10 protein-coding genes are annotated in these 15,253 nt (G+C 58.5%); 9 read left to right on the top strand and 1 reads right to left on the bottom strand.

Features of this window, described 5'->3' with window-relative positions:
- Positions 1–82: 82 nt before the first annotated feature.
- From VGM48_RS10650 to VGM48_RS10620, 7 genes are all read left to right on the top strand, one after another.
- Positions 83–3,247 (top strand): WD40/YVTN/BNR-like repeat-containing protein, encoded by a 3,165-nt coding sequence (locus VGM48_RS10650; RefSeq protein WP_331578838.1) that lies wholly within the window; start codon positions 83–85, stop codon positions 3,245–3,247.
- The gene (locus VGM48_RS10645; protein ID WP_331578836.1) at positions 3,244–3,762 is read left to right on the top strand and encodes a hypothetical protein; all 519 of its coding nucleotides are present in this window, start codon (positions 3,244–3,246) and stop codon (positions 3,760–3,762) included. Before VGM48_RS10650 ends, VGM48_RS10645 begins: the two co-directional genes overlap by 4 nt.
- A gap of 44 nt (positions 3,763–3,806) precedes the next feature.
- Positions 3,807–5,942 (top strand): TonB-dependent receptor, encoded by a 2,136-nt coding sequence (locus tag VGM48_RS10640; RefSeq protein WP_331578834.1) that lies wholly within the window; start codon positions 3,807–3,809, stop codon positions 5,940–5,942.
- 60 nt (positions 5,943–6,002) lie between these two features.
- The gene (locus tag VGM48_RS10635; protein WP_331578833.1) at positions 6,003–6,872 is read left to right on the top strand and encodes a heme/hemin ABC transporter substrate-binding protein; all 870 of its coding nucleotides are present in this window, start codon (positions 6,003–6,005) and stop codon (positions 6,870–6,872) included.
- On the top strand, positions 6,859–7,923 hold the full coding sequence (locus tag VGM48_RS10630; RefSeq protein ID WP_331578831.1) for an iron ABC transporter permease: 1,065 nt from the start codon (positions 6,859–6,861) through the stop codon (positions 7,921–7,923). The genes VGM48_RS10635 and VGM48_RS10630 overlap by 14 nt, the downstream gene beginning before the upstream one ends.
- A complete protein-coding gene (locus tag VGM48_RS10625; RefSeq protein ID WP_331578829.1) occupies positions 7,916–8,812 on the top strand; it encodes a heme ABC transporter ATP-binding protein in 897 nt (298 codons plus the stop codon). The genes VGM48_RS10630 and VGM48_RS10625 overlap by 8 nt, the downstream gene beginning before the upstream one ends.
- Positions 8,813–8,875: 63 nt before the next feature.
- Positions 8,876–10,816: a hypothetical protein gene (locus VGM48_RS10620; RefSeq protein WP_331578827.1), complete on the top strand. Its 1,941-nt coding sequence runs from the start codon at positions 8,876–8,878 to the stop codon at positions 10,814–10,816.
- Here the strand turns inward: VGM48_RS10620 and VGM48_RS10615 are convergent.
- Positions 10,755–12,791, bottom strand: a complete 2,037-nt coding sequence (locus VGM48_RS10615) for an AAA domain-containing protein (protein ID WP_331578825.1) — start codon at positions 12,789–12,791, stop codon at positions 10,755–10,757. The genes VGM48_RS10620 and VGM48_RS10615 overlap by 62 nt on opposite strands.
- 100 nt (positions 12,792–12,891) lie before the next feature.
- Between VGM48_RS10615 and VGM48_RS10610 the strand changes: the two genes are divergently transcribed.
- Positions 12,892–13,230 (top strand): metalloregulator ArsR/SmtB family transcription factor, encoded by a 339-nt coding sequence (locus VGM48_RS10610; protein WP_331578823.1) that lies wholly within the window; start codon positions 12,892–12,894, stop codon positions 13,228–13,230.
- Positions 13,231–13,242: 12 nt separating this feature from the next.
- The gene (locus tag VGM48_RS10605) at positions 13,243–15,252 is read left to right on the top strand and encodes a DUF3857 domain-containing protein (RefSeq protein WP_331578821.1); all 2,010 of its coding nucleotides are present in this window, start codon (positions 13,243–13,245) and stop codon (positions 15,250–15,252) included.
- Position 15,253 lies beyond the last annotated feature (1 nt).

Raw genomic sequence — 15,253 nt, 5'->3', positions numbered from 1 at the left:
TTTTAACCAATGCTTCTTCGATTTGAACGCGGGACATTTTTCATGCCGATCCTAAGGTAATTTTCCTAAAATTATCTTGCTTATGAAAAAAGCATTACTTGGGTTGTTGTTGGGATGCCTCCTGATGGATGCCTCGGCCCAGCAGTTGGACAGCAGTCTTTTTCGCCAACTGCGTTTCCGCTTTATCGGTCCTGACGGCAATCGTGCGATCGCCGTGGCCGGGGTTCCCGGCGACCGGAACGTCGCTTATGTCGGCGCTGCTTCGGGCGGCATCTTCAAAACGGAGGATGCGGGCATCACGTGGCGGCCGATCTTCGACAGCACGGATAATTCTTCGGTTGGCGCGCTCGCCATTGCGCCCTCCGATCCGAAACAGGTATGGGCGGGCACCGGCGAGACCTTTCTGATCCGGCCGGCGGAAGCCATGGGTAACGGTGTGTACAAGTCGACCAACGCCGGAAAGACCTGGACCAATATGGGTCTTGCGGCAACGGGCCGCATCAGCCGCGTCATCGTAGACCCCAACGACCCCAATATCGTTTATGTCGCCGCACTTGGAAATACGCATGCCCCGCAACAGGAGCGCGGAGTGTACAAGACGACGGACGGCGGCAAGACCTGGGAACGTGTTTTCTTTGTCAACGAATTTACCGGCTGCTCCGATCTCTCCATCGACCCGCAGCACCCCAATACCCTCTACGCCGCGATGTGGCAGATCACTTTTAATACCTGGCAGTTGAACAGCGGCGGCCCAGGCAGCGGCATCTTCAAATCCACCGACGGGGGCAAGACCTGGGCCCGGCTCAGCAACGGTCTGCCGGGCGGAGCCGATCATCCGGTGGGCAAGACCTCGGTGGATGTTGCCTATAGCAATCCCAATATCGTCTATGCGCTGATCGAAGACAAGGACCCGGGGCTTTACCGCAGCGAAGATGCAGGGGTTACATGGAAGCGGATGTTCACCAGTCACTCGATGGCTCAGCGGGCAAGCTATTATACCCGTGTCCGGGTGTCCACGGGCGACCCGAACGATGTCTTCACGATATGCGTCACCGTTATGGAGTCGAAGAACGGAGGCAAATCCTTTAACGGCAACAACGAGAACGGCGATTACCGGCCCGGCGGGGACACGCATGATATGTGGTTCGATCCCAAGGATCCCAACCGGGCGATGGTCGCGCACGACGGTTGCATGAATATGACCTTCACCGGCGGGAAGTCCTGGCAGAACGTCAATCTCCCCATCGCCCAGATGTATCATGTGGCGGTGGACAACCAGGTGCCTTATTTTGTATACGGCAACAAACAGGACGGCAGCAGCTACCGGGGACCCAGCAACAGCCTGCAAGGCGGGATCCCCACCTCGCTCTGGACGACGGTGGGCGGCTGTGAGAGCGGCTTTGCCCAACCCGATCCGGTGGACAACAATATCATCTGGTCGGGCTGCTACGACGGCGGCCTCGACCGCACCGATCTGCGCACCGGGCGTATCCGGGACGTCCGCGCCTGGCCCGAAGCCGGCTATGGCTATCCGCCCGCGGAGATGCGCTACCGCTGGCATTGGAACTACCCGATGACGATCTCCCGGCACAATCACAACAAAGTGTATATCGGCAGCCAGTATGTCCATGTCACCACGAACGAAGGACAGAGCTGGACGGTCATCAGTCCCGATCTGACGACCAACGACAAATCCCATCAGCAAAGCTCCGGCGGCGTCAGCACGGATAACCTCTTCACCTTTGACGGCTGTACGCTGTATGCCATCGCCGAATCCCCCGTTCAGGACGGGCTGCTCTGGACGGGCAGCAATGACGGGCTCGTGCATCTCACCCGCGATGATGGGAAGCACTGGGAGGATGTCACCGCCAATATTCCCGGCCTGCCGAAGTGGTCGACGATCCGGGACATCGATGCTTCCCATTTTGATGCGGGCACCTGTTATCTCTCCGCCGACTGCCAGTTTATCGGGGACTTTAATCCCTATATCTATAAGACGACGGACTTTGGCAAGACCTGGACACTGATCAGCCGCAGCTTCCCCAAAAGCAATTCCTCGTTTGTCCACCAGATAAAGGAAGACCCGGGTAAGAAGGGACTGCTGTGGGCCGGTACCGATAACGGGTTGTATTTCTCCCCCGACGACGGGACCAACTGGATCCATCTGAAGAATAACCTGCCTCCCGTGCCTGTCTACGGCATCACCATCCAGCCCAACTTCAGGGACCTGGTACTGGGCACTTATGGCCGGGGCTTTTATATCCTGGATGATATCACGCCGATCAGGGAATTCAGTGCGCAGGTGCAGGCGTCCGAAGCCTGGCTCTTCCCGTTGCGGAAGGCCTACCGATTCCGGCCGAAGATCAGCATTCATGCCGAACGGTCGGGCAACACCGGCCAGAACCCGCCTTATGGCGCGGATATCAACTACTACCTGCGGACCGATGTAAAGGATACGGTGAAAGTGCTGATCCAGGACGGGTCGGGTAATACCGTCCAGCAGATAAAAGGAACGAACCACCGCGGAATCAACCGGGTCTGGTGGGATCTGGGGCTTCAACCCTATGTGCTGCCGCCGTTGCGCACCCGGCCGGAGGATGCCGATTGGGTAAAGCTGGATTCCACCGGCGAACGGGCGATGGTGATCTATGACCTGGACATCGGCCCGGGACTGCCTACCACGAAAGTATTACCCGGCGAATATACCGTCGTGTTGAAGGTGGGGCAGAAGGAGTTCCGGCAGCCGGTACAGGTGTTGCGGGATCCGAATACGGGCGGCACCGATGACGATATCCGGCAACAATATACCTTTGGGACGGAGATCTACCAGTCGATACAAAGCATGTTGCATATGATCGACACCCTCGAGATCCTTCGGGGGAAGGCGGATTCCATCGGCGCGAAGATGGACAACAAGAAGCAGAAGGCAAAACTGGCGGCCTGGGAGAAACAGCTTTATGCGGTGGAGAGCCTGCTGCATGATGTGCACCAGACGGGCGCCCGTGAGGATATCTTCCGGAATCCGGCACAGTTGCTCGAACGGTTTCTGACGATCTCGAAGGAAAGTATTTCCGGCGGCTCAGATTTCCGGCCGACGGATCAGCATCGGGAAGTATATTCGCTGCTCAGCGGGCGGCTTGTCACGGCCCGGTCGAAATACGAATCGACCCTGAAGAGCTTCCCCGCGCCGTTGCCGGCAGGGCTGCTGCCGAAGGAGAAACTGGATAAACCCAACGAGAAGAATTGAAGAAAGCGGGAGCCATATTACTACTGCTGATCATCGGCTACACCCAATGGGGCTATTACAGCCAATTTATAATTCTTCAATGGCGGATGAAGGAAGCGGCCCGGGAAGCCTGGGTCGCATCGCTTCCCGACGACGCCTTTCTGCGGGTGAGCCTTGCCGAGATCAACGCGCATGGCAGGTGGGAAGAGGCCGGAAAGGAATGCTGGTATAAGGAACATCTCTATGATATCATCCGTCAGCGCAATGCCGGCGATACGACCTGGTTGTTCTGCCTCGATGACGATAACGAAGAAAAGCTGATCCGGCAGTCGGGGGAGGTGACCAGGGCCAATCTTGATCATCCCGACAAGCGTGCCGGGCATTCCCTTTCGATCTCCACGGGTGACCTCGTTTGCGAAACGGTTCTGTGGCGGATCCCATCCGTTGCACCCGATCTGCCGCACTATATTTCCGGGGGCTGCGAACAACTGCCCATCCGGTATAGCGAGATCCTGCTCCCTCCACCCAGGGCATAGGCTGTTTTTTTCATTACATCCAATCTTTACCAAAACACATTAGCATGTTGAAAAATACAGGACTATTCCTATTGTCTATTCCTATCGTATCGACCGTATTTGCCCAGGAGGCGCCAAAAGACACCACGCGGACCCAGACCCTCAACACCGTACAGGTAAGCAGCTGGTCGGCGGGTAAAAAGGACAACCAGCTTGACGTACCCCGATCGATAGGGGTGCTCAGCGCAGAAGATCTTCATCGCAACAGCGGACTCTCGCTGGAGAACTCGCTTAACCTGATGCCCGGCGTCAGTATGGGCTCGAGAACAACTTTTGGCGGTGAGCGGATCATCATCCGCGGCTATGGCAACAATACCAATTTCAATGGCCAGGGTGTTCAGGTGTTGTTGAACAATATCCCGATCACCGATGCCACGGGCACCACCATCATGGACGATATCGACTTCGCCACGCTGGGGAAGGTGGAAGTCATCAAGGGACCCGCTTCGAGTCTTTATGGCGGCGGCATTGCGGGTGTCGTCAACCTGTTTACGATGAAGCCGCAACCCAACCAGACGCGGCTCGTGGAAGAGAACACGGGCGGAAGCAACGGGCTTTGGCGGACCAATACCCGGCTCGAAACGGCCAACGAACACTCGGCCCTACTCTTTAACTATGGCCACCAGGAGCAGGAAGGCTGGCGGACCAACAGCGCATCGCGGAAAGACTATGCCCAGTTCAGCGGGGATTTCTATGTCAGCGACAAGAACACCCTCTCCGCGTATTTCGCCTATGCGCATTCGCTGGAGCAGCTGGCGGGAGAAATGACGGACAGTATCATGTACCACCGCATCGTGTGGAGCGACCCGGCCTATCTGGTCAACGGCAGCAAGACCGTGATCGAAAGCTTTCGGGCGGGCGTGACGGACAACTATAAGATCGACGCGCATTTCAGCAATCAGACGACGGTCTATACCAACAGCTATACCCTGAATCAGCCGTTTGCACACGGGCTGACGGACAACCAGGCCTTTACCTTTGGGGGCAGGACGGGGTTTGTCTATACCTCCGACACGGGTGCGGTTACCGTTCACGCGATCCTTGGGGCCCAATTTCAGAAGACCATCGCCTTCAACAAATCCTATAATCTCACCAACAACGTAACGGGTGGCATCAAGGGCGATCTGCAGAACGCTTCGCAGGGCTACAATCTCTTTACGGAATGGAAGTTCAGCCTGCCCTCCCAGTTCATCCTGACGGCGGGCGGCAGCCTCGACTTCACCGAGTATGCCATCACGGATATGCTGGCCAATACCGCCAATCCTACCCATGCCAATCAATCGGGTGACAAAAGCTTTACCCCTGTGTTCATGCCGAGGATCTCGCTGCTGAAGCTGGTGAACGAACATCTTTCCCTCTATGCCGATGTCAGCCGCGGGTATACGCCGCCGCCGACGGCCGACGTCATCAATGCCGTGCTGGGAACGGCCAACAAGAGTCTGAAACCCGAATCGGGTATCCAGTACGAGATCGGGTCGAAAGGGGACCTCGCGGACGGCAGACTGTCTTATCAGCTGGCGCTCTTCGACCTGGACGTGCACAACAAGATCGTGGCGCAACAGGTTCCGGCTAGCGGAAGCACCCCGACCTATACCACGTTTGTGAATGCCGGTGAGCAGCAGAACCTGGGGGCCGAGCTGTCGCTCAGCTATGCGATCCTGAACAACCCCAACGCCGGGATCTCCCTGTTGCGGCCGTTTGTGACGTATACCTATTCCGATTTCAAGTACAAGAATTTCTACAGCGACAACAACCATAATGCCGCCACGCTTAATTTCTCGGACAACAAGGTCGCGGGGGTTGCGCCGAGTGTGGTCAATGTGGGGATCGATCTGCAGACGAAGATGGGTTTTTATGCCTATCTTACTTACCGGCATGTCGATGCGGTTCCTTATACGTTTGACAACAAGAACTACGCCCGGGCTTTTGACCTGGTCAACGGGAAGGTCGGCTATCGCAGCCAGCTGGGGAATCATTTCTCGGTGGATCTTTATGCGGGAGTGGATAACCTGACGAACAGCACCTATTATAGTTTTCTGTTTTTTTCCGGTACACTCGCCGGAACGACCGATCCGCATTTCCTGCCGATGCCCTACAATGCGGCCTGGTATGGCGGAGCGAAACTGGCTTATATCTTTTAATGAGCGAGACCGGGTAATGGATGAGCGAGACCGGCTTATACCTTTTAACGTATGAATGCAATGAGAAAGATAACTTATTTTCTGGCGGTGAGTTTCCTGTTTGCCGCGTGCAGCCAGTTTGGCGACAAGCATAACGACAAGCAGGGCCTGCGGATCGTGAGTGTCAGCAAGCAGCTGACCGAGATCATCTTCGCGGTGGGTGGGGACACGGCGCTGGTCGGGCGCGATATTTCGAGTACCTGGCCGCCCGAGGCAAAAAAGGTCACGGCGGTGGGCTATCACCGGGCGCTGGCTCCCGAGGGGATCATCTCGCTGAACCCGACCGCGGTATGGAATGACGGCAACTGGGGGCCGCAGCCGACTATCGATCAATTGAAAAAGGTGGGTATCCCGCTGCGTCAGTTTGATGGCGGCAATTCGATCGACAGCACCAAACGGCTGATCCGGCTTGTCGCGGCGGAGTTTCGCAATGAGAAAGCTGGGGATTCCCTCTGCGACCGGCTCGACAGGGATATGGCGCGGGCCGACTCGTTGCGGAAGACCTATGCCGGGCAGTCGCCGATAAGGGTGATGGTCATCCACTTCGGCCAGGCTGCCAACCAGTATTTTGTCCTCAACCATCGCGGTACGCAGCAGCAGATGCTGGACTGGGCGGGCGCCATCAATGTCGCGGACACCGCGCAGAAATGGAAGAACCTCAGCGCGGAGGTGATCGCCCAGGAGCAGCCGGATGTTATCCTGGCCACGGACTATGGCTTCGATCTGCAGGGCAGCCTGGAGAAGTTCAAGCAGCTGCCGGGGGTCTCGCTTTCCCCCGCGGCGAAGAACAATCGGATCTACCGGATCGAAGAACATGACCTGGTGTATCTTGGGCCGAGGACGGGTGAGAATGTATATAATCTTATCCGGCTGATCCATGGACAACGCTAATCGAGGGTTTGGGCTTTATTATTGGGTGCTCGGCGTGCTGCTGTTGCTCTGCCTGCTCGTATCGGCGAGGGTAGGGGCGGTGTCTATTTCGTATGAGCGGATCTTTCTTTTTCTGCGGCATGCGATTACCGGGGGCAACGCCAATGCCACTATTGAAGAGCGGCTGTTTCTGGAGATCCGGCTGCCGCGGGTGTTGCTTTGTGCGGTCACGGGTGCGGCCCTGGCGGTCTCCGGTGCGCTGATGCAGGCCCTGTTCCGGAATCCTATCGTCGAGCCGGGGCTGGTGGGCACTTCGTCGGGGGCGGCGTTTGGCGCGGCCTTTGTCTTTGTCATGGGCAAGAGTCTGAGCGGAACCTGGGTGGATGTTGCGGGTCCTTTTCTGCTGCCCCTGTTTGCCTTTGCGGGCGGCGGGGCGGCCACCTGGCTGGTCTACCGGCTCTCCAATGTCTTTGGAAAAGTAAATGTCAACACTCTGTTGCTCGCGGGTATCGCGGTGAATGCGCTGGCCGCGGGCGGCACGGGTTTCTTCTCTTATGTCGCGCGGGACCCGCAGGCGCGCAGTATCGTCTTTTGGAATCTGGGGACCCTTTCGGGCGCCGACTGGTCGAACACGGGCATCGTATCGGCCTCTACGATCATCGGCATCGGGCTCTCGCTGCGTTATGCCAAGGCGTTGAACGCGCTGATGCTGGGCGAGACGGAGGCGGGCTATCTCGGCGTCCGTACGGCGCGGCTGAAGAGCCGGATCCTGCTGATCAATACGCTGATGGTGGCCGTCGCCACTTCGGTCGTCGGCGTCATCGGCTTTGTCGGGCTTGTCGTGCCGCATATCCTGCGGTTGCTGAAGAGCACCGACAACCGGTTCCTTATCATCGCCTCGGCGTTGTTGGGAGCCATCCTTCTCAATGCGGCCGATATGCTGGCGCGGGTGATCGTGGCGCCTTCGGAGTTTCCGATCGGTGTGCTGACGGCTTTTGCCGGGGCGCCGGTCTTTCTCTATCTGCTCATCCGCGCGGGCCGGCGGCAGCAACAAGGAGGGTTTTATGCTTAGCGTCGAGGGACTGCAATGCCGCGCGGGCGGAAGGCCGGTGATCCGGGGCATCAGCGCGGAATTTCAGGCCGGGTTGCTGCATGTCATCGTCGGGCCTAACGGCAGCGGCAAATCCACTTTTCTAAAAGCATTTAGCGGGGAATGGCCGATCGAGGCGGGTGCGGTCTACTACGACGGTCAGCCGGTAGCCGCTGGTAAGCCGGTAGTCGTCGGTAAGCCGGTTGCGGCCGATAAGCCGGTAGCCGCTGGTAAGAGGGTGACAGACGACGGTAAGGGGGGAACTGCCGCTGGTATGTCGGTCGCGGCCGATAAGCTCCAGCTGGCGAAACGTCGGGCGGTGATGAGCCAGCTGCCCGAATTGCATTTCCCGGTTAGGGTGGACGATATCGTTATGATGGGGCGCTATCCGCATTTCAACTACCGGCCTGGCCGTCACGATGCGGATATCTGCCGCGAGGCGATGGCCCGGCTCAGCGTCCTGTCGTTGGCCGACCGGGATTATCTTTCGCTTTCCGGCGGGGAGCGGCAACGTGTCCAGTTTGCCCGCGCGCTTGCCCAGATCTGGGAACCACCGGTCACGGGCAGCCGGTATCTTTTTCTCGACGAGCCGGTGTCGAGCCTGGACATCCACTATCAGCACGAGTTCCTGGCGTTGGCGCGTTCGCTGGCGGGTGAGGGGATAGTACTTATAGCGGTGCTTCATGATCTTAACCTCGCGCTGGAGTATGCCGACCGGATGCTTTTTCTAAAAGAAGGGCGGGTGGTTGCGGCGGGGCAGGCGCCGGAGATTGTGAGCCCGGAGCTGATCCGGGAGGTGTTTGGAGTGGCGGCGCATCTGCTGCAAAACCCTTTTGGCAGCCGGCCGGTGATCGTTTATGAAACCGGTTAATTTTCAACGGAGAGTGGATAATTTTAGGATAGCGGGTTCCGACTGGAATCGGGAAATTTAGGGATGAGAAACTTCCTCCTGCTTTTTGTTGGATTTGCGGCCACCGCCTGGGTGGGCCGTGGTAGCAATCCGGCCACGGCTTGGGTGCGCCCAGTCGAGTTTCGGCCTGTTTCCGTCGCTGGATGCGATCATGCCGCGGGTTGCGATCATGCCGCTGGTTGCGATCATGCCACGGGTTGCGATCATTTTGCGCTCGTCGCCGACACCGGCAAACGGCTGAGTCCCGATGTCGATGACGAAGAAGAGGAGGAAGCGGAAGAACGCAGCGAACGGCGTAACGGCAGGATGGCGCGCGGGCTTGGCAAATGGCGCGTGCAGGCGCAGGACACCCTCGAAAATGCGCGGAAGGCCGCGGCGATCGAACAAACCCATACCGGTGACCGGCCTGCGCCGGAGCTGGTGGCCAGCTTCGATGGGCTGGGTGAGGGGTTCCGGGGTCCGCAGGGCACGGCGCTCTACCGCAACCCTTCCGACAATGCGCTGGCTGTAGGCCCCGATCATATCTTTCAGATCGTCAACAGCCGGATGGCGATCTATACTAAAAAAGGCAAGCGATTCGACAGCACCGGCCGCGTCCTCCTCGGCCCGGCCGAGACCCGCAGCGTATTCCGCGGATTCGGCGGGCCCTGCGAACGGCTGAACAACGGCGATGCGGTTGTTCGTTATGACCAGCTGGCCAACCGCTGGCTCATCGTCATGCCGACCTTCCGGCGCGGCATTCCCCGTACGCAGGAGCTGGACTCCGCGCATGGCATGGTCCCTTATCCTGCGCAGCCCGGCAAGGCCGAGATGATCTACCAGGCGCCGGCCACCTTTGTCGAGGAACGGCCCGCGGGCGGCGGCGGGGTGCGCCCAGCAAGGACGCGCGTCGACACGACAGGAACCTTTTGCATGTGTTATGCCGTCAGCACGGGTCCGGACCCACTGGGACCTTATTACCGTTATGAGTTCGACCGGCCGTTATTTCCCGACTATCCCCGCCCGGTCATCTGGCCCGACGGCTATTATACCACCAGCAGCACCAGCGATAACCTCATCCAGCGGCAGGCCTTTGTCGTCGACCGCGAGAAGATGCTGAAAGGCGAACCCGCCACGGAGCAATCGTTTATCATCAACGACGTCAACTTCCTGCTCAACGCGGATGTGGAAGGACAGCAACTGCCGGGCAAGGGTATGCCCAATATCATGGTGACCAATGGCGGCGCACAGCTGCACAATCAATTCGAGGACGACGGCATCTACTACTGGAAATTCCATGTCGACTGGAAGGATACGACGAAGACGAAGATCGAAGGACCCATCAAGCTCCAGGTGGCACCCTATCACTATGCCGGTGATGGACAGCTGAAGAAATCGGTGCCGCAGCCGGGTACGGATATGGGTCTCGACACCCAGGGGGACAAGCTGCACGGCCGGCTTGTGTACCGGCGTATCGGCAAACAGGAATCGTTTGTCGTGGCGAATGCGGTGAAGACGGCGGCGGGCGGCAGCGGGATCCGCTGGTATGAGTTCCGCAGCGGCCGTCATCAGCGCCTGCATCTTTATCAGCAGGGGACCTATGCTCCCGATGGGGATTGGCGCTGGCTGCCGGGTATCGCCACCGACAAGAACGGAGATATCGGCATCGGCTACTCCTATGGTGGCCGGGAGCATTTTGCGGGTCAGCGTTTCACCGGCCGGCTTGCCGGCGATCCGCTGGGCACGATGGGTTTTGGGGAGGGCATCCTTGCCGAGGGGCAGGCGGCGCAGACCAACACCCTGCGCTGGGAAGACTACACGTATACGGTGATCGATCCTTCCGACGACGCTACCTTCTGGTATGTCGGCGACTATCTGAAGAAGGATGCAAAGAACTATACCACAAAAATCGGGGCTTTCCGGCTTACAAATCCGCAAACTCCCACGCACTCTGATACGCCGAGTGCCGCTCCGCATAAGCAATAAACCCGGCATAGAAGGGCAGCCGTGAGAGCGTGGCGCTGTCGCCGATGACGACGAGTTTCTTTCGGGCTCTTGTCATGGCTACGTTCATGCGGCGGATCTCCGAGAGGAATCCGATGCGGCTGTCGGCGTTGCTTCGTGTCATGCCGAGATAGACGATATCGCGTTCCTGACCCTGGAACCCGTCGATCGTGTTTACCGTGATCCGGCCGGCATAGGGCTTTAACGCGCCGGTCTGCCTGACCAGGTCCTGCAACAGCTGTACCTGGCTGCGATAGGGGGAGATGATGGCGAGGGTGGGGAGGTCGCCGGCGGGATAGTGCGCGGACAGCTCTTCCACCAGCCGCGTGACATGTCTTACGAGGAATGCGGCTTCTTCGGGATTGGTGATCCCTTTTCCTTCCGAGCGTTCGTCATAGCCGCAGCCCGCGGTGTCGATAAAGGTCAGCGGGGATGCGCCGTCGAAGAGCGTATGACCGGCGACGCTAGGGTGTGCTTTCAGCTGGTGACGGTAGAAGACTTCCGAGGAATAGCCCATGATCTGTTCGTGCATGCGGTACTGCTGTTCCAGCAGGACGACGGCTTCGGGGTATCGGGCTACGAGCTTTTCCAGGAGGGTTTGGGCGAGACCGGCCGCTGCCGGGCTCCCGGACCCACCGGGCGCATCCGTGGACATTCCGGCCATGCCAGCGGGTGCCTTGGGTGCGGTTTCCGACTTGATGGTTGGAGGCAGTTGGCAGTGATCGCCGGCGAGGACGAGGCGTTGCGCCTTCAGCGCAGGTATCCAGCAGGCGGGCTCGAGGGCCTGGCCGGCCTCATCGATGACTGCGGTCTGGTATCGAAGACTGCGAACGGTATAATGATTGGAGCCTACCAGGGTGGCGGTGACCACCTGCGCGTGCGAGACGATATCATCGATGATATATTGCTCGGTCCGTTCCACCTCTTTGAGGATCGCGTGGGCTTCGTTGAAGAGGGCCTTCCGCTGCTCGCGCTCCGCGGAGCCGAAACTGCGTTTGTATTTATGGGCCATATCGCGGAACTCCGCGGCTTTCTTCTTCAGTTTTTTTATCTCCTTCAGGGCGGGATGTTCCGTCATCCGGCTGTCGAGCGTCAGCGACTGCAGCTGTTCGGACACCTTGGCCGGGTTGCCTACCCGCAGGACGTTCAGACCGGTATCGGCGAGTCTTTCGCTCAGCAGATCGACGGCGGTGTTGCTGGGGGCTACGACCAGGACCGGGCCTTTGTCGCGGGTGACGAGGGCGTTTATCGCCCGGACGAGGGTCGTCGTCTTGCCCGTTCCGGGCGGTCCGTGGACGATGGCGAGGTCTTCGGCGGCGAGGATCTTCTCAATGGCGGATTGCTGGGAGGCGTTGAGCTGCGAGGTAGTTTGCTGCGGGGCACCTGGCGACGGGGCACTTTGCTGCGGGGCATTCGGCTGCGGGGCACCTGGCGACGGGGGAGGCGGGATCGTCTGGAAGCGTGGGGCCTGCTGGCCGGTGAGGACGCGGACGAGCCGGCCTTCTTCGGCCTTGGCGGCGAGGGTGGCGGCGTGGCGGAGTGCGGAGAACATTTCAGTGTAGCTGTTATCGTCAAAAAGCAGATCGACCCCGAGTTTTCCGTTGCGCGACCAGTCAGGCAACTCATCGGTGCGGAGGGTCAGCTTGAGGCGGTTGCCGCCCTGGAAGGAGATGGTTCCCTCGACGCGGTCGTTGGCGGCGTCGTGGTTGGAGAACAGCACGGCCTGGGCGCCGAAGCGAAGCTGATGCGGGAGGTCGGTATGGGTGGTGCGTTCGACCTCTACGGTGAGGTAATCGCCGCGGCCCAGTTCGGTATCGCGGATGGCGATGGGAAACCAGGCCAGTCCGGCATCGCGGCGCTGGGCTACCGATGTCGATCCCGTCAGTTCCTGGTAGGCGCGGCGGTCTTCCGCCTGTTCTGCTTTCAAAAGGTCGGTCAGCTCCTTGAAATAATCCATCGGGCAAAGATAAGCCACGGCTTCCGGGCCGCCGGGACCGCTGGAAAAATTTGTTAATCCCGGCGGCATCGACTAATTTGCAACCAAAAGGTTTCCTTTAATGCGAAGAGATGTATTCCAGGCGATCGCCGACCCCACCCGCAGGGAGATCATCAACATGATCGCCCATCAGTCCCTGAATGTAAATGCCGTTGCCGGTAATTTCGATGTCAGCCGGACTGCAATTTACAAGCATGTGAAGATCCTGACGGAATGCGGGCTGATCGTCGTCAAGCAGCAGGGGCGTGAACGGTTTTACGAGGCCAAGCTCGAGAAGCTGCATGAGATCTCGGACTGGGTGGAACAATACCGCCAGTTCTGGACCGCCCGCTTCGACGCCCTCGAAAATTACCTCAACCAAATGCAATCGAAGAATAAAAAAAAGGATAAATTGCGGTAATATCATTAACCAATGAAGTATCCTCTCGGCCTCCTCCTGGCCCTGGGACTGACCTTCAATCCGTTCTCTTCTACCTTGTTCGCTCAACCGCCGGATCGTCCCGGCGAGCTCTTCGGCGCCGTAGTGCCGGAGACATTTGCTCCTGTCGTATATGACCTAGACAGCAATGCCAACGCGATCTATTTTTTCGATCGCGGCGAGGTGAACTTTGACGCCAGCTATACCAGCAGCCGCGTCTATACCACCATTTACGAACGGCATACCCGGCTGCGCATCGTCAATGCCGGCGGACTTCACCTGGCCACGATGGGGCTCTCGCTGGTCCATCGCAGCGGCTATGAGACTTCTGTCGAAGATATCCAGGGCACGGTCTATAACCTGGAGGATGGGAAGGTTGTCGCCACCAAACTGGACAAGAGCGGCATCTTCAAGGACAAGAGCGGGCATTTCGTCATCGACAAGATCGCGTTTCCCAATGTAAAAGTGGGCTCGATCATCGAATACAGTTATCGCATCGTCTATCCGGGCTTTGGCTTTATCCCCAACTGGGATTTCCAGGGGGAATACCCGGTGCTCTGGAGCCAATACGAGGTAACGATCCCCGCGCTCTATGATTATTTTGTAAAGTCGCAGGGATACCGGCATTTCACCGTCGACACGACGATGTATTCGCAAACTTCTTTTCCGGTAGCCTTTGGGGTGATGCGGGGCACCTGGGAGGGCCCGGTCCTCCATCGTATCTGGGCTTTGGAGGATGCAACGGCGATGGAGAAGCGTGAGCCGTATACGACCACCCTGCAGAATCATATCCAAAAAGTGCAGTTCCAGCTGTCTTCCGTCCGGATGGACGGCTATCAAAAGACCTATCACAGCAATTGGGAGCAGCTGACCGACGAACTGCTGAAGAGCGAAAACTTCGGGGAATCGCTGGGTGACCGGGCCCACTGGATGGATGAGCAACTGAGCAAGGTATCGCCGAAGGGCGATGTCTCGCCTGGCGCCGCGCAAAAACTATATGCCTTTGTCCGGGACCAGTATGCATGCACGGGGCAGGCCGGGCTTGGTCTGTCGCAGCCGATGAAGAAGACCTGGGCGGAGAAGAAGGGCAACGTCGCCGATATCAACCTGTTGCTGGCGGCCGTCTACCGGCACCAGGGTTTTGACGCCAGCCCGGTGATCCTGAGTACCCGTGAGCATGGATACCCGCTGGATGCCTTCCCGATGCTCAGCGACTACAACTATGTGATCACGGCCCTCCGGCTGAACGGAACCGACTATCTGCTGGATGCCACCGTCAATACGAATGGCTTTGGCCAATTGCCGGAACCATGCTATAACGGTAATGCACATGCTATTGACGCCAGCCATCGGGTCTACCCGCTGCTGCCGGATTCGGTCACGGAGCACCGCGTGACCTCGCTGATGCTTGGCAATGACGAGAACGGCGGGTATTCCGGAACCTATCGCCGGACGATGGGCGTCTTCGAATCCATGAACGAGCGGCGGCGGTTGAAAAAGACGGGTCCCGAGGAATTCTTTGACAACCTGCGCAAGACGATGGGCGGCTCCAAGCAACTGCTGGCGCATGGCTTCGACTCGCTTTCCCGGTTGGAAGAGCCGTTGGGCTGGCATTACGACATGAGCTTTCATTTTACGCAGAAGACGCTTTATTTCTACCCGGTTCTCCACGAACGGATCAGCAGCAATCCGCTGCCCGGAGCCGACCGGCATTACCCTGTGGAGATGCCGTTCCGGGTGGACAACAGCTATGTGATGCGGATGGAGATCCCGCGGGGGTATGTCGTCGATCAGCTTCCCAGATCGGCGCGTTTTGCGCTGGAGGACGGCGGCGGCTATTATGAATATCTCCTCGAGTCGGACGGCAAGGCCATCAATTTCCGGATGCGGCTGCAGCTGAACCGCACCAACTATCCCGTGTCGGATTGCAAGGGATTGCGCGACTTTTATTCGCTCATCGTGGAAAAGGAGAAAGAGCAGATCATCTTCAAAAAATCGAATTGAT

The organism is Puia sp. (assembly GCF_036500295.1).
GTDB lineage: Bacteria > Bacteroidota > Bacteroidia > Chitinophagales > Chitinophagaceae > Puia.
The sequence above is the reverse complement of the archived record's forward strand: the minus strand, read 5'-3'. Positions and strand labels throughout refer to the sequence as shown.